Origin of the sequence: Stenotrophomonas sp. TWI273 (assembly GCF_039674765.1) — a bacterium.
Taxonomy (GTDB): domain Bacteria; phylum Pseudomonadota; class Gammaproteobacteria; order Xanthomonadales; family Xanthomonadaceae; genus Stenotrophomonas.
Map to the genome: position 1 here is coordinate 50229 of NZ_JBDJOA010000010.1, position 23207 is coordinate 73435.

General features: G+C 65.4%; 20 protein-coding genes. 12 read left to right on the forward strand and 8 right to left on the reverse strand.

Going from position 1 to position 23207, the window contains the following annotated elements:
- The first annotated feature begins 123 nt into the window (after positions 1–123).
- The 3 genes from ABE571_RS13675 to ABE571_RS13685 all read left to right on the forward strand — a co-directional run bounded on the left by ABE571_RS13675 (position 124) and on the right by ABE571_RS13685 (position 1962).
- Entirely contained in the window at positions 124–561 is a 438-nt protein-coding gene (locus ABE571_RS13675) for an RHS repeat-associated core domain-containing protein (RefSeq protein WP_346493838.1), read from the forward strand.
- Between the two features lie 228 nt (positions 562–789).
- Entirely contained in the window at positions 790–1122 is a 333-nt protein-coding gene (locus ABE571_RS13680) for a hypothetical protein (RefSeq protein ID WP_313211092.1), read from the forward strand.
- Positions 1123–1464: 342 nt separating this feature from the next.
- Entirely contained in the window at positions 1465–1962 is a 498-nt protein-coding gene (locus tag ABE571_RS13685) for a hypothetical protein (RefSeq protein ID WP_346493839.1), read from the forward strand.
- A gap of 223 nt (positions 1963–2185) precedes the next feature.
- On the opposite strand, the gene ABE571_RS13690 is transcribed toward ABE571_RS13685, so the two are convergent.
- From ABE571_RS13690 to ABE571_RS13715, 6 genes are all read right to left on the reverse strand, one after another.
- A complete protein-coding gene (locus ABE571_RS13690) occupies positions 2186–5263 on the reverse strand; it encodes an efflux RND transporter permease subunit (protein ID WP_346472796.1) in 3078 nt (1025 codons plus the stop codon).
- On the reverse strand, positions 5260–6360 hold the full coding sequence (locus tag ABE571_RS13695; protein ID WP_346483222.1) for an efflux RND transporter periplasmic adaptor subunit: 1101 nt from the start codon (positions 6358–6360) through the stop codon (positions 5260–5262). Before ABE571_RS13695 ends, ABE571_RS13690 begins: the two co-directional genes overlap by 4 nt.
- Positions 6361–6409: 49 nt before the next feature.
- Complete coding sequence (locus tag ABE571_RS13700) at positions 6410–7042, reverse strand: TetR/AcrR family transcriptional regulator C-terminal domain-containing protein (RefSeq protein WP_346493840.1); 633 nt, start codon at positions 7040–7042, stop codon at positions 6410–6412.
- Positions 7043–7118: 76 nt separating this feature from the next.
- Complete coding sequence (locus ABE571_RS13705) at positions 7119–8453, reverse strand: sensor domain-containing diguanylate cyclase (protein ID WP_346493841.1); 1335 nt, start codon at positions 8451–8453, stop codon at positions 7119–7121.
- Complete coding sequence (locus tag ABE571_RS13710; protein WP_313211098.1) at positions 8450–9256, reverse strand: alpha/beta hydrolase; 807 nt, start codon at positions 9254–9256, stop codon at positions 8450–8452. The genes ABE571_RS13705 and ABE571_RS13710 overlap by 4 nt, the downstream gene beginning before the upstream one ends.
- A 35-nt stretch (positions 9257–9291) precedes the next feature.
- Positions 9292–9636, reverse strand: coding sequence for a hypothetical protein (locus ABE571_RS13715; protein WP_313211099.1), 345 nt, complete (start codon positions 9634–9636; stop codon positions 9292–9294).
- Between the two features lie 70 nt (positions 9637–9706).
- On the opposite strand from ABE571_RS13715, the gene ABE571_RS13720 reads away from it, so the two are divergent.
- The 5 genes from ABE571_RS13720 to cyoD all read left to right on the forward strand — a co-directional run bounded on the left by ABE571_RS13720 (position 9707) and on the right by cyoD (position 15072).
- Positions 9707–10711, forward strand: coding sequence for a 2-hydroxyacid dehydrogenase (locus ABE571_RS13720; protein ID WP_346493842.1), 1005 nt, complete (start codon positions 9707–9709; stop codon positions 10709–10711).
- Positions 10712–11013: 302 nt separating this feature from the next.
- A complete protein-coding gene (cyoA, locus tag ABE571_RS13725; protein WP_346493843.1) occupies positions 11014–12078 on the forward strand; it encodes a ubiquinol oxidase subunit II in 1065 nt (354 codons plus the stop codon).
- Positions 12079–12086: 8 nt separating this feature from the next.
- Complete coding sequence (cyoB, locus tag ABE571_RS13730) at positions 12087–14084, forward strand: cytochrome o ubiquinol oxidase subunit I (RefSeq protein WP_313211122.1); 1998 nt, start codon at positions 12087–12089, stop codon at positions 14082–14084.
- A complete protein-coding gene (gene cyoC, locus ABE571_RS13735) occupies positions 14081–14722 on the forward strand; it encodes a cytochrome o ubiquinol oxidase subunit III (protein WP_183073819.1) in 642 nt (213 codons plus the stop codon). Before cyoB ends, cyoC begins: the two co-directional genes overlap by 4 nt.
- A complete protein-coding gene (cyoD, locus tag ABE571_RS13740; protein ID WP_121043457.1) occupies positions 14722–15072 on the forward strand; it encodes a cytochrome o ubiquinol oxidase subunit IV in 351 nt (116 codons plus the stop codon). Before cyoC ends, cyoD begins: the two co-directional genes overlap by 1 nt.
- An 84-nt stretch (positions 15073–15156) precedes the next feature.
- Here the strand turns inward: cyoD and ABE571_RS13745 are convergent, their stop codons facing one another.
- Entirely contained in the window at positions 15157–17220 is a 2064-nt protein-coding gene (locus ABE571_RS13745) for a bifunctional diguanylate cyclase/phosphodiesterase (protein ID WP_346493844.1), read from the reverse strand.
- Between the two features lie 148 nt (positions 17221–17368).
- On the opposite strand from ABE571_RS13745, the gene radA reads away from it, so the two are divergent.
- Positions 17369–18748, forward strand: coding sequence for a DNA repair protein RadA (gene radA, locus ABE571_RS13750; RefSeq protein ID WP_121043463.1), 1380 nt, complete (start codon positions 17369–17371; stop codon positions 18746–18748).
- A gap of 147 nt (positions 18749–18895) precedes the next feature.
- Here the strand turns inward: radA and ccsA are convergent, their stop codons facing one another.
- The gene (ccsA, locus tag ABE571_RS13755) at positions 18896–19690 is read right to left on the reverse strand and encodes a cytochrome c biogenesis protein CcsA (RefSeq protein ID WP_121043472.1); all 795 of its coding nucleotides are present in this window, start codon (positions 19688–19690) and stop codon (positions 18896–18898) included.
- 130 nt (positions 19691–19820) lie between these two features.
- On the opposite strand from ccsA, the gene ffh reads away from it, so the two are divergent.
- The 3 genes from ffh to ABE571_RS13770 all read left to right on the forward strand — a co-directional run bounded on the left by ffh (position 19821) and on the right by ABE571_RS13770 (position 23138).
- Positions 19821–21200 (forward strand): signal recognition particle protein, encoded by a 1380-nt coding sequence (gene ffh, locus ABE571_RS13760; protein ID WP_265309386.1) that lies wholly within the window; start codon positions 19821–19823, stop codon positions 21198–21200.
- Positions 21201–21276: 76 nt separating this feature from the next.
- Positions 21277–22353 carry a nitronate monooxygenase gene (locus ABE571_RS13765; RefSeq protein WP_313211103.1) on the forward strand — a complete coding sequence of 359 codons (1077 nt, stop codon included), beginning with the start codon at positions 21277–21279 and terminating at the stop codon, positions 22351–22353.
- Positions 22350–23138: an aminotransferase class IV gene (locus tag ABE571_RS13770; RefSeq protein ID WP_346466363.1), complete on the forward strand. Its 789-nt coding sequence runs from the start codon at positions 22350–22352 to the stop codon at positions 23136–23138. The genes ABE571_RS13765 and ABE571_RS13770 overlap by 4 nt, the downstream gene beginning before the upstream one ends.
- Positions 23139–23207: the final 69 nt, after the last annotated feature.

Below are 23207 nucleotides of genomic sequence, written 5' to 3' on the forward strand. Positions count from 1 at the left end.
GATGTTCAAGGCCATCTCCAGCTACGCAATGGGCGGAAGTCCGACTTCAACTTTGGCAATAGGCTGCGTGAAGTGAAGGAGGAGGCGGAGCGCTAGGCCTACAATTCCTATAGGCGGAGTGCGGTGGCGCACGATGCCCAGGGGCAACGCCTGCGCGCGATGTATTCGTTGGCCGGAAAGGTGGTGCACGAAGAGCGACGAGGAAAGGGCGCCTCGGAGTACATCTATGCAGGTGGTCGACTGCTGGCGACCCGCAGCTCGACAGGTGTTAGCTGGACGCATGTGGATGCGTTGGGCAGCCCGGTCGCTGTCACGGATCGCACAGGCAGCGTTGTCGAGCGCGGCCGGATTGAGCCGTATGGTGACGAGTTGGGTGGGCAGGTCAAGGATGGGCCTGGCTACACCGGGCATGTGAGCGATTCGGCAACAGGTCTGGTTTACATGCAGCAGCGGTACATGGATCCGCAGCTAGGGATGTTCCTGTCGGTTGATCCGATGACGGCTTATCAGAAGCCGGTTGATCAGTTCAATCGCTATCGGTATGCGAATGGCAATCTGTAAAAGTTCAAAGACCCTGACGGTCGCATTGTCGAGATCGTATGGGACATTGCCAACATCGCGACGAGTACGATCAGCGCTTTAGCCAAGGCAACGTGGGGGCGGGTATTGTCGCCGGCGGGCTACATCAAATATGAGAACGCAGGTAAGCAAGGTGTTGATCCATATTCAGGAAAGACCCTGCCCAATTCCAAGTCGCATTTTCCAATCAAGTAGCGTGAGAAACGTCACATGAACGAGCATCGATCAGACACTTTTCAACATCTAAAAGGCAAGTATGTAACGTTGACCGTCGAGGATGAGCAGCTTCGGGTTGGAACTGATGATGGATGGTCGCTTCATATTTATAACGGATACACGCTCTCCTGCGGCGTGCGGATGGGCGCACTGACACATGCGTCGCTCCGATTGAAATTGGTCGATTGCCTGGTCGATGACGTCAAAATGACCATGATGTTTTCGGGCGATAAATTTCTCACCGTCGACTTGACGGACGACGGATACTCCGGGCCGGAGGCCATGCAGCTTAACGGGCCCGACGGTAGCATCGTTATCTGGGGCTGAGCCTGCTTCTTCAGATAATGATGAATAGCGCATTTCTGAAGATAATGAAGGGCAAGGACGAACGCATCTTAGCTGCATGCGGTTTCAGTGAACTTGCCCGTGCGTGGGCGCGGTGACGGCTTATCAGAAGCCGGTTGATCAGTTCAATCGCTATCGGTATGCGAATGGCAATCCTTACAGGTTCACTGATCCGGATGGGCGGCAGGCACTTAAGATGCCTATCCCTTGCATTATCACTTTGCCTTTAGATAATCGTGGCGGGAACATCCAGCAAAACGAAGACTCATCACGGGGGGTGGGGTGGGACTAGATATGATGACTGGTTGTTTGCGGAAGCTGAAGTTGCTCTCGGTTCTGTCGGATGCGCAACCGCCAGACAATCCGATTATTGCTAATGGCTGGGCGGGGATTGCATTTGACAGAAATTGCTATGCGGATCTTGCCCCGACAGACGTTTGGAATGCTTGGTTGGATGTGCATATACGGCAGTCCCGCTCATCTGGCGCAATAGGGATTGCGTCCTTTGAAGACCTGGCTGCCGGCAAAGAAGAATGCAGCGTGGAGCCCGATCTTGACTCGCTGCGCCGGTATTGGATGGAAGGTGAGCGGTTTCTGCGCGATCACTACCTGTTTTCGTCCTCGTTCAACTGGGTGGTTCGCCTCGATCAGGACGTGACACTGTTTGCGGCAGAGCGAGATTTCATGCGCGAGGTAATCGACCGTCTTCATGGTTTGAACAGTGTCATGGATCGAATGATCGAGGATTTTGACCCTGGAGAAGACGATCCGGTTGGGTTGCAAAGATTTCTGTCTGACATCACAGATGAGCTGCGCCGTTGACATGCTCGTAAGTGCCTTGCCATAAGTTTGTCGATGAGACTTTGATGGCGAATGGCGCATCTGTACATGCTGTATTTTGAAGTGCAACCGTATCTATGCAGCAGGTGATGCAGCCAGCTTCAGCTTGGCAGCAGGCTCAATTTTCTGCCCCGGACACCAGATGCAGCAAAAAGCCCCGGCCAAGGCCGGGGCTTACTTGTTTGTGGCGAAGCAGCCAGTCACCTCACTCCGCACCACTCCCCACGGGATGCGACGACCGCCGCCGGAACTTCCGCGAGAGCCAATCCCCCGCATCATCCACCACGGTGAAGGCCGCCGGAATCACGATCAGGCTCAGCAGCGTGGAGGTGATCAAGCCACCGATCACGGCAATCGCCATCGGGGCCCGGAAACTGGAGTCACCCGCAAAGCCCAGCGCGATCGGCATCATGCCTGCGCCCATCGCCAGCGTGGTCATGATGATCGGCTGTGCACGCTTGCGGCAGGCATCGATCAGCGCGTCGTGCTGGCTCATGCCGTGCTCGTCTTCGGCCATCACGGCGTAGTCCACCAGCAGGATGGAGTTCTTGGTGGCGATGCCGATCAGCATCAGCAGGCCGATCAGCGCCGGCAGCGAGAGCATGTTCTGGGTGATCAGCAGGGCGCCGAACGCACCGCCGGCGGATAGTGGCACCGCCGCGAGGATGGTGACCGGCATCAGCGCGTGGTTGAACAGCAGCAACAGCACCATGTAGATGCAGATCAACCCGGCGGCCATGGCGAGCATGAAGCCGATGAACAATTCGACGAACACTTCCGCATCGCCGGTGTTGAGGAAGGTCACGCCCGGCGGCAGCTGTTTGACGCCCGGCAGCGCCTGCACTTCGGTCATCACATCGCCCAGCGGGCGACCGTTGAGCTCGGCGGTGAGGGTCACGTTGCGCTGGCGTTGGTAGCGCGAGATCTGCGACGGGCCACTGCCTTGCTGGATGTCGGCCACCGCCGCCAGCGGCACCGGGCCATTGCGGCCGGGTACGCGCAGCTGGCTGATCAGGCCCGGGTTGGCCAGCGTGGCTTCGGCAAAGCCGACCCGGATCGGTACCTGCCGGTCGGGCAGGTTGAGCTTGGCCAGGCGCTGCTCGTAATCGCCGGCGGTGGCGATGCGGGCGGCTTCGGCGATATCGGCGGTCGCGACGCCCAGGTCCGCGGCGCGGGCGGGATTCGGCACGATCTGGAGTTCCGGGCGCAGCAGCGAGGCGGTGGACGTGACACTGCCCAATCCCTGGATGCCGCGCAGGTCGCGCTCCAGTGCGGTGGCGGCATCCTGCAGGCGCTGCGGGTCGTCACCGGAGAGGACCAGCTGCAGCAGGTTGCCGGGCTCGGAGCTGACATAGCTGACGCGCACGCCAGGCAGATCGGCCAGGCGTTCACGCGCCTCACGTTCCAGCACGCGCTGGTCGCGGTCGCGCCCGTCGGCGCTGCCCCAGTCCAGCACCAGGGTGGCCTTGCGCGGCTCACCGACGCCGGTCGCACCCGGGTCGCCCAGGTCGAGCACGCTGCCGACGGCGGTATAGACCTGCTTGAGTTCGGGCATGTCCTTGAGCAGTCCGCGCGCGTGTTCGGCGACGGCCACGGTCTCCTGCAGGCGCGTGCCCGGCGGCAGCTCGAGATTGAGGTTGCTGCGGCCCAGATCGGACTGCGGGATGAAGGTGGCCGGGATGAACGGCACCAGCGCCAGCGACGCGACGAACAACCCGGTGGCCAGCCACAGGGTGCGGCCGCGATAGCGCAGTGCGGCGTCCACCCAGCCCAGGTACCACGTCATCAGCCTGGATTCCGGCTTCTCCTCGCCATGTGGCTTGAGCAGGTAGGCGGCCATCATCGGGGTGAGCAGGCGGGCCACCAGCAGCGAGAACAGCACGGCGGTGGCGGCGGTCCAGCCGAATTCGCGGAAGAACTTGCCGGCAATGCCGGGCATGAAGGCGACCGGCACGAACACCGCCGCCAAGGTCAGCGAGGTGGCGATCACCGCGTTGCCGATCTCGCCGGCCGCTTCGCGTGCAGCTTCCAGCGGCGGCTTGCCCATGCGCAGGTGGCGCACGATGTTCTCGATCTCCACGATCGCATCGTCCACCAGGATGCCGACCACTACGGAGAGCGCCAGCAGCGTGATGATGTTGAGGGTGAAGCCGAAGAAGTACATCACCGCGAACGTCGGGATGATCGACAGCGGCAGCGCCAGCGCCGACACCCAGGTCGCGCGCCAGTCGCGCAGGAACAGCCACACCACCAGCAGTGCCAGCAGCGCACCTTCCCAGAGCATGGTCATCGAGGAATCGTAGGAGCGGTGGGTCTCGTCGATCGCCGTGGTGACCAGGCGGAAGTCGATGCCCGGATGCTCGGCCTTGATCTTGTCCAGCGCGTCATGCACGCCGGCCTCCACCTTGACCTCGCTGGAGCCGCGCGTGCGCGACATCGAGAAGGCCACCACGCCCTTGCCGTCCAGCAGGGCGGCCTCGGTGGGATCGGCAGCGCCATCAGTCACCGTAGCCAGCGTGGAAAGCCGCACCGCGCGCCCGTCCGGCAGCGCGATGGAGTAGTCGCGCAGCGCCTGTGCGTCACCGACGGTACCCAGCGTGCGGATGGTCTGCTGCGCGCCTTCGACCTCGGTCTTGCCGCCGGCACGCTCGACCTGGATGCGGGCCAGCTGCTGGGAGACATCGCCGGCGGTGATGCCCATCGCGATCAGGGCATTGGGATCCAGGTCCACCCGTACCTGGCGCTGCACGCCGCCCACGCGGGTGACGCGCGCGACACCGGGTACGCCGTACATCGCACGCGAGATATCACGGTCGACGAACCAGCTGGCCTCATCGGTGGTCATGTGCGGGGCGACCAGCGCGTAGGTCATCAGCGAGCCGCCGATATCGACCTTGGAGATCACCGGTTCCTGGATGTCCTGCGGCAGATCGGTACGGATGCGGGTGACCGCATCACGGGTGTCATCCAGCGCGGTGGCCAGATCGGCCTCGAGCTGGAACTCGATGGTGGTGGTGCTGACGCCTTCGCTGACCGAGGACATCACGCGCTTGACGTTGTTGACCGTCGCCACCGAGTCCTCGACCTTGCGGGTCACCTCGGCCTCCAGCTGGCTGGGCGAGGCGCCCGGCTGGGTGACGGTGACGGTGGTCATCGGGAAGGCGATGTCCGGAAAGCGCGCCACCGGCAGCTGATGGAAACCCCACAGGCCGGCCACGCACAGCACGAAGAAGATCAGCAGCGCGGGCAGGGGGCGGTTGATCGCCCAGGCGGAGATGTTCATCGGGCGGCGGCCTTGGTATCGGCCACCACGCGCACGCGGTCGCCCTCGCCGAGGAAACCGGCGCCATCCACCACCACCTGATCGCCCGCCTTCAATCCTTCAAGGATCGCGGTACGGCCCTTGACGGCCTGGCCGGTGCTGACGCGGTGGCGGGTGGCCTGCTGTTTGTCATTCACGGTGAACACGTAGTTGTGGCCATCGCGCTGCACGATCGCCGCGGTCGGGATGGTCAGCACCGGGCCGTCGCCGGTGACGATGCGGCCATCCACATAGATGCCCTGTTTGAGCGGGCCGGGCGTGGGCAGGTCGGCGTAGATGGTGCCGGTGCGGGTCTGCCCATCGACACCCGGGGTGACCGCGCGGATGCGGCCGCTGACGACCTGGCCGCCGTACGGCAGCTCCACGGTGTTGCCCACGGCGACATCCGCCAGCTGGTTCTCCGGCAGTTCCGCGCGCCACTCCAGGCGGCCGTCGCGGATCAGGCGCAGCAGTTCGGTACCGGCGGAAACCACCTGGCCCGGCTGCACCAGACGCTTGGAAATCAGGCCGTCGGCCGGTGCGCGCAGGTCGGCGAAATCGCGGCGCAGCTTGGCCGCGTCGCGCGCGGCACGGGCGGTGGCGGTCTGCGCTTCGGCATTGATGCGCGAGGCGCGCAGCTCATCCAGGCTGCTTTCGCTGATCAGCTGCTGGGCGGCCAGCTTGGCGCTGCGTTCGTAGTTCATGCGGGCCAGCTCCTGCGAGGCCTGCGCCTGCCGCAACGAGGCGTCGGCCTGCGCCAGCTCGCTGTCCAACGTGCGATGGTCCACCTGCAGCAACACCTGGCCCTGCTTGACCCATTGCCCCACATCCACCAGCAACGCGGTGACGCGCTGGCCGCTGATCTCCACGCCCAGCTGCATTTCTTCATAGGCGGTTACCGGCCCGGAGACCAGTACCGTGCGCGCCATGGTCTGCTGCTGCGCGGGCGCCAGTGAGACCGGCAGCGCCGAACTGGCGGCCGCGGCCTCGGCGGAGGCCTTGTCGTCCTTGCCGCCACACGCGGACAGCAGCGCAGCGACCAGGATCAGGGAGAAACTGCGGAAGGAGGGTGCACGCATGGAGTGGCTTTCCGGGTCGGAACAGCGGGAAAAGAAAGGAATGGGGCAATCAGGATGCGCGGGACAGGCGCAGTGCGATGCCATCCAGCATCAGGCCCAGCCCCTGCTCGAAGCGGGCGTCGAAATCGACCTCGCTCCACACGTCACGGGCCTGCCAGCAATGGGGAAAGCGGGCCTCGGCCAGCGCCATGAACGCCTCACCCAGCGCTTCCATGCTGCCGTCGCCGGGCCAGGACTGCTCCTCGATGACGAAGCCCATCGTGTAGTACACCAGGTCCATCGCCGCGGTCGCGGCAAAGCCTGCGGGCGCGCCGGCGTCCATCAGCGCGGCGATGCTGGCCTCACCTACGCGCAGCACGTTCTCGGTGGCCAGGAAGGTGCCGGCATACACCCGCGCACCATCGCGGCGCGCTTTGAACGCCAGGCGGAACTCGCGCCCGATCTGCAGCAGCGTCTGCCGCCATGGCTGTCCGTCGGGAATCACGCGAGCCACGTCGCAGATCATGGCGTCGGCCATGGCGTCGATCAGCGCCTGTTTGCTCTTGAAGTGCCAGTACAACGACGGCGCCCGGATGCCCAGCGAGCAGGCCACCTTGCGCAGGGTAATACCCTCCAGACCGGCCTCGTCGAGGATCCGGAAGGCCGCCTCGACGATGTTTTCCCGCGCGATGGGTTGGCGCACTGTGCTCTGCCCTAACGTTGTTAGGCGGCGAATCTAACAGTGTTAGGCTGGCGCGGACAAGTGCCGCCCGCGTGCCTCAGAGGTTGATGAGGTCGGCCTGCAGCGGCGCCATCCGGACCCGGTTGCGCCCGCTGGTCTTGGCGTCATACAGCGCCTCATCCGCCCGGGCGATCAGCGCCTCCAGCAGCCGCTGGTCGCCGCCCGGCAGCGCCTCGCCGATCGCGCCCCCGACGCTGACAGAGACAGTAATGCGCCCGCCGCCCACGAGGATGGGTTCAGCCGCCACCGCACTGCGCAACCGTTCGGCGGCGGCGGGAATCTCATCGACGGCGGACGCCGCCAGCAGGGCGATGAACTCTTCGCCGCCGAAGCGGGCGAACAGATCGCGCTCCCGCAGGGCGTCGCGGCAGCGCTTGGCGACCACCTTGAGGACTTCATCGCCGACCGGATGGCCGTAGGTATCGTTGATCTTCTTGAAGTGATCCACGTCCACCATCAGCACCGCGACGGCGCGGCCGTTGGCTTCGCGGGCGGCGATGATCTGGACCGAGCATTCTTCGAAATGACGGCGGTTGGGGACGCCGGTCAAGGGATCGGAGGAGGCGAGGCGGCGCAGCTCGGCGGCCATCAGCAGATCGGCGGTGACATCGGAGAACAGCCAGATGCGCCCGTGTGCGCCGTTGCCGCGCACCGGATGGGTGTCCACGTCGAAGGTGCGCTCGCCCAGGGTCCAGTTCTGCTTGGCGGCGAACTGGTCGTTGTTCATCTGGGCGCTGTAGGCCACTTCCAGCTCGGCGTGGTTGTCGCAGCGTTGACGCAGGGCGCGCATCGGGCCGGCCAGATCCGCCGCGCGGTGATTGCCTGCCGTGCAGCCCAGCAGCTCCGCGGCGTGCTCGTTGACAGCCGCCCCGACGCCATCGCCGTCGATCAGCACGATGCCCGCCGGCACGCTTTCAAACAGATCCAGGAACTGATTGCGGACGATCGTGCCGCGTGCGGCTTCGCGCCGTGCGGACAGCAGCCGGGCCACGCTCGTGGCCAGCAGTGGCACCTGTGCCGTCAAGGCTGCCGGGGCAGGGGGGCTTCGCCAAAGCAGCAGCAGGCCACTCAGCGGCGCGCCGTGGGAGGGGGCCGGAACGTACAGCAGGCGGGCGGGGCGGCCTTCCAGGGCATGGATGATCGCCGTCGGCAGCCGGAAGTCCGCTGCGTCCATGGCCTCGCCGGTCCAGCGCGCCTCGAGGATGCCGCTGCGCGCCAGGTTGAAGCTCGGCGAGGGCAGTGCCGGGGCTGACACCGCCCAGGTCGCCCTGCCGCCGGCGTCCACCTCCACCGCCATCACCAGGTCAGCGTGGGAGGCGAGGCGGGCGAACTGGCACAGGGCCGCCAGCGCGTCACTGTCGGACGTCGTCACAACGCGGTGCCCGCCAGTCGCTGTTCAAGGATGCGCATGACGTCATCCGGCGCGGTCATGTGCGGAAGATGACCCGAGGCATCGATCACATCCAGGGTGGCGCCATCGATCGCGTTGGCCAGCCAGTGGCCGACGGCGACCGGTACCGCCACGTCGTGCGCGGTCTGGATGAGGTGGACCGGCGTGGAAACCCGCGCAGCCAGGCTGCGCAGATCGGAGGTGAAGATCGTGCGCGACGTATTGAGGGCGATATCCGGGCGCATCTGGAACAGCGTATTGGAGAAATCGGCGACAACCGCGCTGTCCTCCACGCCGACGACCATCGGGGCGAAGCCGGCGATCCAGGCCTGGTAGTTGGCGCGCATGCTCTCGAACAGCTGCTCCAGGTCCTGCGGCTGGAAGCCGCCGGTGTAGCCGTCGTCGTCGAGATAACGCGGCGACGCACCGATGATGACCAGGCGCTCGAACAGCTCTGGGCGTGCAACGGCGGCGGCCGCGCCGATCATGCCGCTCATCGAGTGGCCGATGTAGGTGCAGTCATGCACGTCCAGCTCGTCCAGAATGTCGATCAGATCGTCGGCATAGCCGAACAGCGAACCGTGCCGTTCGAAATCGTAGGTCTGCGCACCTTGCGGACCGCAGCCGGCAAGATCGAAGGAGATCACATCAAAGCGTGCTTCAAACCAGGGGCGCAGGGCGTTCCATGCGGTCTGATCGGTACCAAAGCCGTGTGACAGGATCGCGACCGCTTTACCCGCACCGCTTCGGCGCCCGTTGAACCGCTCGAAACTCTTCACGCACATCCACCCATGGCGTCTTGCAAGGGCCGAATACTAGGTCACGGGCGCGCGTGGGTCCAACGCGCCCCCGTGCTGAATACCAGTTGCCGCAGATAACCGCCGATGAAACCTGCGATGGCCCCTGCGAGCGTATCCAGCAGTAAACGGGCCGCGGCGCGGGCGATACGGCTGGCATGCAGCCGCACCCACGGCAACAAGGTCATCGCCTGGGCACCGATCAGCAGGATCAGCACATCCAGCCCCAGCGCATCCACCACCGGCAGCAGTGGTGCAAGCAATGGATTGCAGGCCATCAGGGTCACGATCGCGGCAGTGATTGCGAACAGGGCGCGTCGGCCCACCGGCGTGGCGGTCCAGCGGAGAAGGCGGGCAGTCAGGGACACGGCAGGCTCCAGGCAGTTGGCCGGAGTGTACTGCGGTATGGTCATGCTCGAACTCCCGGGGATCACCCTCATGAAGATCGCAGTATTCAGCGCCCGCCCGTACGACCAGCAGTTTCTCGATGAGGCCAGCCAGCGCCGCGGGGCAGGGCAGCCGTTCGAGTTTCTGTACTTCGATGCCGCGCTGGATCTGCATACCGCGGCGCTGGCGCAGGATTGCGAGGCGGTCTGCGTGTTCGTGAATGACCGGCTGGATGCTCCGGTACTGCAGGCGCTGCAGGCAATGGGCGTGCGCGCGGTCCTGCTGCGCTGCGCCGGCTTCAATAATGTCGACCTCGCAGCGGCGGAGCAGCTGGGCCTGTTCGTGGCCCGTGTGCCCGCGTATTCGCCGGAGGCCGTGGCCGAACACGCGCTGGCGCTGGTGATGACGCTCAACCGCCGGACCCACCGCGCCTACAACCGGGTGCGCGAGGGCAACTTCATGCTTGATGGCCTGCTGGGCCGTACATTGCATGGCAAAACAGTGGGCATCGTCGGCACCGGGCAGATCGGCCTGGCCACGGCCCGCATCTTCAAGGGCATGGGCTGCACCGTGCTGGGCCACGATCCGTATCCGTCGGCGGCGTTTGCCGCGATCGGCACGTCGGTCGCGCTGGACGAGCTGCTCGCCCGCGCGGATATCGTCTCGCTGCACTGCCCGCTGACGCCGGACACCCATCACCTGATCGACGATGCGTCACTTGCCGGGATGAAGCCCGGGGCGATGCTGGTCAATACCTCGCGCGGTGGGCTGGTGGATACCCATGCGGTGATCCGCGCGCTGAAGTCACGGCGCCTGGGGCATCTGGCCATCGATGTGTACGAGCAGGAGAGCGGGCTGTTCTTCCAGGACCGGTCCGGCGAAATCATCGACGATGACGCGTTCCAGCGCCTGATGACCTTCCCCAATGTGCTGGTGACCGGGCACCAGGGCTTCTTCACGGTGGAGGCGCTGCAGGAGATCTCGGCCATCACGCTGCGCAACCTGGCGGACTTCGTCAGTGGCGCAAGCTGCGCCAATCAGGTACTGCCCCCCTGAGCGCCGCCGCCGGCGAGGCCGGCAGCCGCAGCCCCGGAGCTGACCCGTTCATGTCTATACAAGGGCCGAAATGTTGCCGAATCGGGTCATTGCCCGGCACTGCGACAACGTGTCGCAGCCCAAAACAGGCCTTTCCTGCGCTGGATCATTGTCAATGCCTTTCTTAAATGATGCGTGACGGCCTAAAATTAGAAGGCTGACATGATCGTCCTTCGTGCCTGTCCCCTTGGACCGGCACCACCGGCTTTGGCTGGGACGGAGGCGGGCTTGAACTGGCATTCCCTACGCAATTGGATCGACCGATGATTCCGTTGAAACCCCTTGGACGCTTCCTGCGTCCGGGCCTGCTGTTTGCGTTGTCCGTGTTCCTGACGGGCTGCAACTCGGCCATCCTCAACCCCAAGGGCCAGATCGGCCACGACGAGAAGACCCTGCTCATCACGGCGACCGTGCTGATGCTGCTGGTTGTCGTGCCGGTCATCATCATGACCCTCACCTTCGCGTGGAAGTACCGTGCGACCAACACCAAGGCCCGCTATGAGCCGAAGTGGTCGCATTCCACGGCCATCGAAGTGGTGGTCTGGTCGATCCCGTGCATGATCGTGCTGGTGCTGGCCGTGCTGACCTGGCGTTCCTCGCACGCGCTGGATCCGTATCGTCCGCTGGACTCGGACAAGAAGCCGGTGGTGATCGAAGCCATCTCGCTGGACTGGAAGTGGCTCTTCATCTATCCCGAAGAGAACATCGCCACCGTCAACGAGATCACCTTCCCGGTGGATACCCCGCTGAACTTCAAGATCACGTCCGATACGGTGATGAATGCGTTCTTCATTCCGCACCTGGGCAGCATGATCTACTCGATGACGGCCATGGAGACCAAACTCCACCTGATCGCCAACGAGACCGGTGAGTTCCCGGGCATGTCCTCGCACTACAGCGGCGCGGGCTTCAGCAAGATGCATTTCTCCGCGCACTCGGTGACCGAGGCGGAGTACCAGCAGTGGCTGACCAAGGTGCGTGCCGAAAGCGCGAACCTGGACAAGACCGCCTTTGCTGCGCTGACGGCCGAAAAGAACCATGACTGGCACCCGGTGACCTACTTCGGTACCACCGAGGCCGGCCTGTTCGACTGGGTCATCGCCAAGCACATGGGCGACAACCAGCACTACGGCATGAAGCACGACCACAAGGCCATGAAGCATGACGGCGCCGAGGGCGAAAGCCACGAAGGCCACACCATGCCGGCCGCCGGTGAATCGCACGACGGCCACGCGATGGCTGAAGGCGATGCTGCTGCACACGCCGAACACACTGCAGACGAGCACGCCGCAGCCGGTCACACCGGTCACGGCGGCTCGGGAGAATGACCATGAATCTGTTGGGTAAATTGACCTTTGCCGACATCCCGCATGACCCGATCATCATCACCACGTTGATCGGTGCTGGTATCGGCGGCCTGCTGGTGTTGGCCCTGATCACCAAGTTCAAGCTGTGGGGCTATCTCTGGAAAGAGTGGTTCACCTCGGTCGACCACAAGAAGATCGGCGTGATGTACCTCATCGTCGCCTTCGTCATGCTGCTGCGCGGCTTCGCCGACGCGATCATGATGCGTGTCCAGCAGGCCATGGCCGCTGGCGGCAACGAGGGCATCCTGCCTCCGCATCACTACGACCAGATCTTCACCGCCCACGGCGTGATCATGATCTTCTTCGTGGCGATGCCGCTGATCACCGGCCTGATGAACGTTGTCGTGCCGCTGCAGATCGGCGCACGCGACGTGGCCTTCCCGTTCGTCAACTCGCTCAGCTTCTGGCTGTTCGTGGCGGGCGCGGGCCTGGTGATGATCTCGCTGGGTGTTGGTGAGTTCGCGCAGACCGGCTGGCTGGCCTTCCCGCCGTTGTCAGGCAAGGAATACAGTCCAGGGGTAGGTGTCGATTACTACATCTGGGGCCTGCAGGTCGCCGGCCTGGGTACCACGCTGAGCGGCATCAACTTCTTCATCACCATCTTGAAGATGCGCACCCCCGGCATGAAGCTGATGCAGATGCCGATCTTCACCTGGACCGCGCTGGTCACCAACGTGCTGATCATCGCTGCCTTCCCGGTGCTGACCATCACCCTGGTGCTGCTGACCCTGGATCGTTACCTGGGCACGCATTTCTTCACCAATGACGGTGGCGGCAACGCCATGCTGTACATCAACCTGATCTGGATCTGGGGTCACCCGGAAGTCTATATCCTGGTCCTGCCGGCCTTCGGCGTGTTCTCCGAGGTCATCGCCACGTTCTCGCGCAAGGCGCTGTTCGGCTACAAGGGCATGGTCTACGCCACCGCCTGCATCGGCGTGCTGTCGTTCCTGGTCTGGCTGCACCACTTCTTCACCATGGGCTCGGGTGCCAACGTCAATGCCTTCTTCGGCATCACGACGATGATCATCTCGATCCCGACCGGCGTGAAAATCTTCAACTGGCTGTTCACCATGTTCCGCGGTCGCGTGCAGTTCACGACCCCGGTGCTGTGGACGATCGGCTTCATGGTCACCTTCACCATCGGCGGCATGACCGGCGTGATGCTGGCGATCCCGGCCATCGATTTCGTGCTGCACAACAGCCTGTTCCTGATTGCCCACTTCCACAACGTCATCATCGGCGGCGTGGTGTTCGGCATGTTCGCCGGCATCACCTACTGGTGGCCGAAGATGTTCGGCTTCCGCCTCAATGAAACCTGGGGCAAGCGCGCGTTCTGGTGCTGGTTCATCGGCTTCTATGTGGCCTTCATGCCGCTGTACATCCTGGGCTTCATGGGCATGACCCGCCGCATGCAGAGCTACCCGAACATGGAATATCAGCCGCTGCTGATCATCGCCATGTGTGGTGCCTTCATCATCGGTGCCGGCATCCTGTGCCAGATCATCCAGATCGCCGTGTCGATCCGTGACCGCAAGAAGACCGCCGACCTGACCGGCGATCCGTGGGACGCCCGTACGCTGGAGTGGGAAACCTCTTCGCCGCCGTCGTTCTACAACTTCGGCTCGCTGCCGCGCGTCAACGAACTGGACGAGTTCTGGGAGCGCAAGCAGCGCGGTGAGGCGTGGGAACGCCCGGCCAAGTACACCGACATCCACATGCCGCGCAACACCGGCACCGGTGTGGTGATCGGCGCCTTCAGCCTGGTGTTCGGCTTTGCGATGATCTGGCACATCTGGTGGCTGGCCATCGTGGGTCTGGTCGGCATGATCGGCACCTTCATCTGGCGCACCTTCGACAAGGACGTGGATTACTACGTGCCGGCCGCGGAAGTGGAGCGGATCGAAAATGAGCACCGTCGCCACCTGGTGGCGCAGGGCCTGGTGAAATCGGAGCTGAAGGCATGAGCACCACTATCCCCAACACCATGAACCCTGGGCACGCCGCGCACGCGGCGGCCCACGGCCATGACGACCACGAGCACCACGACACCGGCGGCAATACCGTCTTCGGTTTCTGGGTGTACCTGATGAGCGATTGCCTCATCTTCGCCACGCTGTTTGCGACCTACATCGTGCTGTCTGGCGGCACCGACGGCGGCCCCGGCCCGAAGGACCTGTTCGAACTGTCCTTCGTCGCCTGGGAAACCACGCTGCTGCTGGTCTCCTCGCTGACCTTCGGCCTGGGCATGATCGCCATGCACAAGCAGAAGGTGGGCCAGATGTACGCATGGCTGGCCCTGACCTGGCTGCTGGGCTTCGGCTTCATGTGCATGGAAGTGTGGGAGTTCAACCACCTGATCCATCAGGGCTACGGTCCGGACCATAGTGCGTTCCTGTCGGCGTTCTTCGCGCTGGTCGGTACCCACGGTCTGCACGTGAGCGCGGGTCTGCTGTGGCTGCTGATCATGTTCATCCAGATCAAGCAGAACGGCCTGACCCAGACCAACAAGACCCGCATGGCGTGCCTGAGCCTGTTCTGGCACTTCCTGGATCTGATCTGGATCGGCGTGTTCTCCGTCGTCTATCTGAATGGAGCGCTGTAATGGCCGCACATGACAATCACGCACACGATCATGGCCACAGCGCTGCCGGCGAAAGCCATGGCAGCGTCAAGTCCTACCTGATCGGCTTCGTCCTGGCCGCCGTGCTGACCATCATCCCGTTCTGGGCGGTCATGCATGGCGACCTGCCGCGCTTCACCACCGGCGTCATCATCGTCGTTGCCGCGGTGCTGCAGATCCTGGTGCACCTGGTGTTCTTCCTGCACCTGGACCGCTCCTCGGAACAGCGCTGGAACGTCAGCGCGGCGGCCTTCACCGTCGTGGTGATCGGCATCATCGTCGCCGGTTCGCTGTGGGTCATGCACAACATGAACGTGCACATGATGCACTGACGTCTTCGCGACGTTGCCACACGCAGAAAGGCCGCCCTCGGGCGGCCTTTTTGTTGGGTGATGTGATGGCGGTGGTGCCGCGCGTTACGCCGCCTTCGCCAGTCGCATGAACTCCACGGCATCCACCGGCCGCCCGAGGTGGTACCCCTGCAGTTGATCGCACCCCATGTCGCTCAGGTACTGGCGTTGGCCGGCGGTCTCCACGCCCTCGGCGACGATCTGCAGCTGCAGCGAGCGACCCAGCGCGATGATCGAGGAGACGATCGCCGCATCCTCGGCGTTGTCTTCCAGATCGTGCACGAAGGCGCGGTCGATCTTCAGCTCCGTGGCCGGCATGCGCTTGAGGTAGAGCAGGCTGGAGTAGCCGGTGCCGAAATCATCGATGGAGATGTTCACGCCCATCGCGGTCAGTCCGTGCAGGATCAGCAGGCTGGCTTCCACATCGCGCATCGCGGTGGTCTCGGTGATCTCCAGGGTCAGCCGCTTCGGGTCCAGCCCATGCTTGTCCAGCGTGCGCTGCACGGTATCGAGCAGCGTGCTGGAGCCGAACTGCAGCGGCGACAGGTTCACCGCCATCGTCCAGTCCGGATGCCCGGCATCGTGCCAGTGGCGCAGCTGCGCGCAGGCCCGGTCGAGCACCCAGTCGCCGATGGACAGGATCAGCCCACTGCGCTCCGCGATCGGGATGAACGCATCCGGCGACAGCAGGCCCAGTTCCGGGTGCTGCCAGCGCACCAGCGCCTCGGCCCCGATCAGCGCGTTGCCGTTGGCCTGGAACTTGGGCTGGTAGTGCAGCACCAGCTCGCTGCGGCTGACCGCCTTGCGCAGCTCCTGCAGCAGTTTCAGCTGGCGGTTGGCGCTGACGTTGAGTGACTGGGTAAAGAAGGTATAGCCGTTCCGGCCCGAATCCTTGGTGTGGTACATCGCCGCATCGGCGTGGGCCATCAGGTCGCGCTCGGTGGTGGCATCGGCCGGGTACAGCGCGATGCCCAGGCTGGCGCTGACCTGCAGTTCCAGCGCATCGATCTCGAACGGTTCGGCCACGCTGGCGATGATCCGTTCGGCGACCACCGCCGCGTCTTCCGGATCTTCCACCTGGAACACGATGACGAACTCGTCCCCGCCCAGCCGCGCGAACGTGTCCTGCGCACGCAGCAGCGCGGTGATCCGCTCGCTGACCTGGATCAGGAGTTTGTCGCCGAGCTGGTGGCCGTAGGCATCGTTGATCGCCTTGAAACCATCGAGGTCGCAGAACATGACCGCGAAGCTGAACTGCCGGCGTTGTGCCTTCTCGATGGCCTGCTCGATCCGGTCCTGCAGCAGCATGCGGTTGGGCAGCTGGGTCAGCGGGTCGTGCAGGGCGGCCTGCATCAGCTTCTCGTTGGCCTGCGCCAGCGAATCGGCGAGCAGGCCGGTGCGGGTACGCATCTGGCGATCGAACACCGAGGCGATCAACGCGATCCCCAGCGTGGCCAGTGTCGTCACGATCACCAGCACGGCCAGCCATTTGGTATCGATGCCCTGGCCGTACGCCGCGCCGCACAGCGCGCCCTCGGGGAAGTGGGCGGCGGCCATCCCGGTGTAGTGCATGCCGACGATGGCCAGGCCCATCACCAGCGAGGCCAGCCCGCGCAGCAGGAACGGCCGGCGCTGCTCCAGGCGCAGCCGGAAGGCGATCCACAGCGCCGCACCGGCCGCACCGATCGCGATCAGGATCGAGGCGGCAAACCACAACGGGTCGTAGTCGATGCCCGGCTGCATCTCCAGCGCGGCCATGCCCAGGTAGTGCATGGCGGCGATGCCCAGCCCCATCAGCACCGCGCCTGCGCACAGTCGCGACCACGGCAGCTCTGCACGCGAGACCAGCCACAGCGCATACGCCGAGGCGCCCACCGACACGGCCAGCGAGTACAGGGTGATGGCCAGGTCATAGCCGACCGGGATCGGCAGGTGGAAGGCGAGCATGCCGATGAAGTGCATCGACCAGATGCCCAGGCCCATCGCACCGGCGCCACCGGCGAGCCACCAGCGGGCGACCCGGCCGCGGGTACTGGCCAAGCGACCGGCCATGTCCAGCGCGGTGTACGAGGCGAGGATGGCGACCAGCAGCGAGAACACGACAAGACTCTGGCTGTAGGTGCCGGTCATGGAGAAGCCTGGAAAAGGTTGAAGGAGGGCAGTGGCCCGCCGGAGTATCGGCATCGGGGCCGGAATCTTGAGCGGGGGCGCTCGGCGTCTCGGTTGCTGCGACGCGGCTCGGCTATCCTGCCCCATCGATTCTGAAGCGGAAGTGGACATGGCCAAGCGACTCACCGCTTACGTCTGCAGTGAATGCGGCGCCGAATACAGCAAGTGGCAGGGCCAGTGCACCGAGTGCGGGGTCTGGAACACGCTCAGTGAAATCACGCTGGAAAGCGCGACGCCCACCAAGTCCTCGCCGGCCTCGCGACGTTCCGGCTGGGCCGGCAAGGTCGATGCGCCGAAGATCATGGCGCTCAAGGACGTACAGCAGACCGAACACCTGCGGGTGAGCACCGGCATCGGCGAGTTCGACCGCGTGCTCGGCGGTGGCCTGGTCGAAGGCGCGGTGGTGCTGGTCGGTGGCGATCCGGGCATCGGCAAATCCACCCTGCTGCTGCAGGCGGTGGCGAAGATGGCTGCCAGCTTGCCGGTGCTGTACATCACCGGTGAGGAATCGCTCTCGCAGGTCGCGGGCCGTGCGGTCCGCCTGGATCTGCCGCTGGACAACGTCAACGCGCTGGCCGAAACCCAGGTCGAGGCGATCCTGCAGCATGCCAGCGTGGCCAAGCCGCGGCTGATCGTGGCCGATTCGGTGCAGACGCTATGGACCGAATCGCTGACCGCCGCGCCCGGCTCGGTCAGCCAGGTGCGTGAGAGCGCCGCACGCCTGGTGCGCTTTGCCAAGGAAACCGGCACCGCCGTGTTCCTGGTCGGTCACGTGACCAAGGAGGGCGGCATCGCCGGCCCGCGCGTGCTCGAACACATGGTCGACGCGGTGCTGTACTTCGAAGGCGAGAGCGGCAGCCGATTCCGCCTGCTGCGGGCGTTCAAGAACCGCTTCGGCGCGGTCAACGAGCTCGGCGTGTTCGCGATGGGCGAGAAGGGCCTCAAAGAGGTCTCCAACCCCTCGGCGATCTTCCTCTCCGGCGGCAGCACCCAGCAGCCGGGCAGCTGCGTGATGGTGACCCGCGAGGGCACGCGCCCGCTGCTGGTGGAAGTACAGGCACTGGTGGATGCCTCACCGCTGTCCAACCCGCGCCGGGTGGCGGTGGGTCTGGAGCAGAACCGCCTGGCGATGCTGCTGGCGGTGCTGCACCGTCATGGCGGCGTGCTGGTGGGCGACCAGGACGTGTTCGTCAACGTAGTGGGTGGCATCCGCGTGCAGGAGACCGCCGCCGATCTGCCGGTGCTGCTGGCGGTGCTGTCCTCGCTGCAGGACCGGCCGCTGGCCGAGAAGACGATCGCCTTCGGCGAGGTGGGCCTGTCCGGCGAGATCCGCCCCGTGCCCAACGGTGAGGATCGCCTGCGCGAAGCAGCGACGCATGGCTTCAAGCGCGCGATCGTGCCCAAGGCGAACGCGCCGAAGACCGGCAGCGTGAAGGGCATGGAGGTGATCGCGGTGGAGCGGTTGTCCGAGGCGATCGACGCGCTGTAACGCGGCATGCCGACCAACGGTCGGCATCTACCTGCGATGTTCGGGGCCGCGTGCCGACCAGCGATCGGTACGCGGTGCACGGGTGGGGGCCGACCAACGATCGGCATGCGGTGCACGGGTAGGTGCCGACCGTTGGTCGGCACGCTTCTATCGCGTGCGCCCGAACACCAGCTCGATCACGAACTGGCTGCCGAAGAACGCCAGCAGCAGCAACGCCATCGCGGTCAGGGTCCAATGCACCGCCTTCGCGCCGCGCCAGCCGTAACGGCGGCGCCCGATCAGCAGCGTGCCAAACACGATCCAGGACAGGATGCTGAGCACGGTCTTGTGCACCAGCTTCTGCGCCAGCAGGTCATCGACGAACAGCACGCCGGTGACCAGGGTCAGCGTGAGCAGCGCAAAGCCGACCGCGATCACCCGGAACAGCAGGGCTTCCAGGTCGGCCAGCGGGGGCAGGGCGCGCAGCCACGGGCGGAAATCACGGCGGCGCAGGGCGCGTTCCTGCAGCCACAGCATGATCGCCAGCAACGCGGCCACGCTCAGGGTGGCGTAGGCGAGCAGCGCCATCCACGCGTGCGTGGCCAATTGCCAGCCCAGCGGCTTGCTCGGCTCGTGGCCGTAGGCGTGATAGATCCACAGCACCACGGCGGCCATCGGGAACACCAGGACGCCAAGTGCCGCCATGCGCCCGCGCGCAGCGACCAGCGAGGTCAGCCACGCCATGCCCAGCCCGACCAGCGACAGGGCGGCGAAGAAGTGCATGTCCGGCCCGCCGCTGGTACGCATCGCCACCAGCACGTGATAGCCGCCGTGCAACAGCATCGCCGGCAGCGCCGGCCACAGCCAGGCCGGGGAGGTCACCGCGTCATCGCGGACGACCGCACGCACCAGCAGGCCGGTGGCGGTCAGGTACAGCAGGGTCGCGATGAGAACGATTGTCATCGTGTCAGTTTCGCATACCCCCGGGGTGCTGGCGATGCCCGCAGCGCCGCCGTCAGGGCCGGTCCGGGAGCCGGGGCGGAACCGTTATACTGGCGGTCTCATTGTCTTTTGTTCTGAACAGGTCGCTTCCATGTTCGAGTCCCTGACCCAGCGCCTCTCCGGCACCATCGAGCGGCTGCGCGGCCGCGGTCGCCTGACCGAGGAAAACATCCGCGAGGCCACCCGCGAAGTCCGCATCGCGCTGCTTGAAGCCGACGTCGCGCTGCCCGTGGTGCAGGCGCTGGTCGAACGCATCAAGGTGCGTGCGGTCGGCCAGGAAGTGCTCAAGTCGCTGACCCCGGGTCAGGCGCTGATCAAGGTCGTGCGCGACGAGCTGACCGCGGTCATGGGCTCGGCCGCCTCGGACCTGAACCTCAACGTGCCGGCGCCGGCGATCATCCTGATGGCCGGCCTGCAGGGTGCGGGCAAGACCACCACGGTGGGCAAGCTGGCCAAGCACCTCAAGGAAAAGCGCAAGAAGAAGGTGATGGTGGTCTCGGCCGACGTCTACCGTCCGGCCGCGATCGAGCAGCTCAAGACCCTGGCTGACCAGGTCGGTGTGCTGTTCTTCCCGTCCACCGCCGACCAGAAGCCGGAAGCCATCGTCCGCGCCGCCATCGATGACGCCCGCAAGTCGTTCGTGGATGTGCTGATCGTCGATACCGCCGGTCGCCTGGCCATCGACGAAGCGATGATGGCCGAGATCAAGGCGCTGCACGCCGCGGTCAACCCGGCCGAAACGCTGTTCGTGGTCGATGCCATGACCGGCCAGGATGCCGCCAATACCGCCAAGGCCTTCGGCGATGCGCTGCCGCTGACCGGCGTGGTGCTGACCAAGACCGACGGTGACGCCCGCGGCGGTGCCGCGCTGAGCGTGCGCTACATCACCGGCAAGCCGATCAAGTTCGTCGGTGTGAGCGAAAAGCCGGACGGTCTGGATGTGTTCCACCCGGACCGTATCGCCAGCCGCATCCTGGACATGGGCGACGTGCTGTCGCTGGTGGAGCAGGTCGAGCAGCAGGTCGACAAGGACAAGGCCCAGAAGCTGGCCGAGAAGGTCGCCAAGGGCAAGAAGTTCGATCTGAACGACATGCGCGACCAGCTGGAGCAGATGCAGAACATGGGCGGCATCGGCGGCCTGATGGACAAGCTGCCGGGCCTGGGCCAGATCCCTGATCACCTCAAGCAGCAGGTCAGCCAGGGCAAGGACGTGCCGCGCATGATCGCGATCATCAACTCGATGACCAAGAAGGAGCGCCGCAACCCGGGCCTGCTCAACGGCTCGCGCCGTGCCCGTATCGCGCGCGGGTCCGGCCTGACCCCGGCCGACGTCAACAAGCTCATGAAGCAGTTCCAGCAGATGGAAAAGATGATGAGCAAGATGGCCGGTGGCGGCATGAAGGGCATGATGCGCAGCATGAAGGGGATGATGGGTGCCATGGGCGGCCGCGGCGGCATGCCGTTCCGCTGAGTCCTGCGCAGGCGCATTCCGGGCAGGGGCGGTGCGGCGTATGCTGGCACCGTCTCCTTCCACAGGTGCGCCGCGCGTGAATGGTTCCCCGCTTCTCGAACGCGCCGACAACTTCTGTCGGCGTTTTGCATTGCAGGCCCCGATCCTGCTCGCACCGATGGCCGGCGCCTGCCCCGTGCCGCTGTCGGCCGCGCTGGCCAATGCCGGCAGCATGGGCGCGATGGGCGCGGTGTTGTCGCAGCCGCAGGACATCGTGGCGTGGATGACCGATTTCCGTGCGCAGTCCGCCGGGCCGGCGCAGGTCAACGTCTGGATACCCGATCCGCTGCCATCGCGCGATGCCGATGCTGAAGCCGCGACACGCCGCTTTCTGGCGAAGTGGGGCCCGGAGGTGCCGGCCAGTGCCGCCGATGCGGGGCCGGCCGATCTCGATGCGCAGTTCGATGCCTTGATCGAGGCGCGCCCGGCGGTGGCCTCCACCATCATGGGCGTGTTTTCTCCGGCACAGGTGCAGCGCCTGAAAGACGTGGGCATTGCCTGGATCGCGTGTGCGACGACCTTGGCCGAAGCGCGTGCCGCGCAGGCGGCCGGCGCTGACGCGGTGGTCGCGCAGGGGTTCGAAGCGGGCGGCCATCGCGGCGCCTTCGATCCGGAGGCCGCCGAGCGCCAACTGGTCGGATTATTCGCGCTGCTGCCGCGGCTGGCCGATCATCTGGATATCCCGGTCATCGCGGCCGGTGGCATCGCTGATGGGCGCGGCATCGCGGCAGCCCTGACGCTCGGTGCCAGTGCGGTGCAGGTGGGCACCGCGTTCCTGCGCACCCCGGAGTGCCAGTTGAATCCGGCATGGTCACAGGCATTGGCGAACGCCGAACCGGAAGACACGTGGCCGACGCGCGCCTTCAGTGGTCGCCTCGGCCGTGGCCTGGCCACCGCGTATGTGCGCGCCGCGGCGTCTGCTGACGCACCACCGCCGCGGCCGTATCCAGTGCAGCGTGGGCTGACCGCGCCGATGCGCGCGCAGGCCGGGCGCGACAACAGCCTCGATGCAATGCAGGCCTGGGCGGGGCAGTCCGCGTGGATGGCGCCGGCGCGCCCGGCGGCCGAGGTGCTGCAGCAGATGTGGGCTGATGCGAAGGCGTTGCTCGGATGACGCTGTACTGCAATGGCCGCCCTGCCAGTGCCGACGACCTGGCGGGCGCATTGACCAACTACGGTCATTTCACCTCGCTGCAGGTGCGCAATGGCGCGGTGCAGGGGCTGGATCTGCATCTGCAGCGTCTGCAGGAGGGCACGGTGGCGTTGTTCGGCACCGCGCTGGAGCCGCTGCAGATGCGCGCCTGGATGCACGATGCGCTGCAGGCCGAAGGTGCGGTCGATGCCTCGCTGCGGGTGACCGTGTTTTCGCGGCAGTTCGATTTCCGGCGGCCGCTGCAACCCGTCGCCGTCGACGTGCTGGTCGCCGTCGCGCCAGCGGTCGATCTGCCGGCGATAGCGCGGCGGCTGCGGACGGTGCGCTACCAGCGCGAACTGCCGCAGGTGAAGCATGTCGGTACGTTCGCGCTGTTCCAGCATCGCCGCGAGGCCTTGCTGGCAGGCGTGGATGACGCGCTGTTCGTCGGCGACGACGGCCTGGTCAGCGAAGGCACCACCTGGAACATCGCCTTCGCCTCGGGTGACACGTTGATCTGGCCGCAGGCGCCCGCGCTGCGCGGTACCCATGAGCGCCTGCTGCAGGCGGGGTGGGGCAGCGATCAGCAGGTGCGGCCGGTCGCGCTGGCGGACCTGGCCGGGTTCGACGCGGCCATTGCCTGCAACGCTGCCGGCCTCTGGCCGATCGCGGTGATCGATGGGGGCGTACTGGCGAACTCGGCGGCGCTGTGCGCCAAGGCCCGGCAGGTGCTCGCGGCGGCGCCCTGGCAGCCGTTGGTGGCCTGAGCAGCCCGGTCTGCAGGCCCTGTTCAGCTTTCCCGGTCTTCACAGGCTTGGAATGACCGGAGGCCGCCG

Bases quoted from the DNA above. Each gene is read 5' to 3' on its own strand.
- ABE571_RS13680 (WP_313211092.1), top strand. From the start codon at position 790: ATGAACGAGCATCGATCAGACACTTTTCAACATCTAAAAGGCAAGTAT.
- ABE571_RS13690 (WP_346472796.1), bottom strand. From the start codon at position 5,263: ATGAACATCTCCGCCTGGGCGATCAACCGCCCCCTGCCCGCGCTGCTG.
- ABE571_RS13695 (WP_346483222.1), bottom strand. From the start codon at position 6,360: ATGCGTGCACCCTCCTTCCGCAGTTTCTCCCTGATCCTGGTCGCTGCG.
- ABE571_RS13710 (WP_313211098.1), bottom strand. From the start codon at position 9,256: ATGTGCGTGAAGAGTTTCGAGCGGTTCAACGGGCGCCGAAGCGGTGCG.
- ABE571_RS13720 (WP_346493842.1), top strand. From the start codon at position 9,707: ATGAAGATCGCAGTATTCAGCGCCCGCCCGTACGACCAGCAGTTTCTC.
- cyoA (WP_346493843.1), top strand. From the start codon at position 11,014: ATGATTCCGTTGAAACCCCTTGGACGCTTCCTGCGTCCGGGCCTGCTG.
- cyoC (WP_183073819.1), top strand. From the start codon at position 14,081: ATGAGCACCACTATCCCCAACACCATGAACCCTGGGCACGCCGCGCAC.
- cyoD (WP_121043457.1), top strand. From the start codon at position 14,722: ATGGCCGCACATGACAATCACGCACACGATCATGGCCACAGCGCTGCC.
- ABE571_RS13745 (WP_346493844.1), bottom strand. From the start codon at position 17,220: ATGACCGGCACCTACAGCCAGAGTCTTGTCGTGTTCTCGCTGCTGGTC.
- radA (WP_121043463.1), top strand. From the start codon at position 17,369: ATGGCCAAGCGACTCACCGCTTACGTCTGCAGTGAATGCGGCGCCGAA.
- ccsA (WP_121043472.1), bottom strand. From the start codon at position 19,690: ATGACAATCGTTCTCATCGCGACCCTGCTGTACCTGACCGCCACCGGC.
- ffh (WP_265309386.1), top strand. From the start codon at position 19,821: ATGTTCGAGTCCCTGACCCAGCGCCTCTCCGGCACCATCGAGCGGCTG.
- ABE571_RS13770 (WP_346466363.1), top strand. From the start codon at position 22,350: ATGACGCTGTACTGCAATGGCCGCCCTGCCAGTGCCGACGACCTGGCG.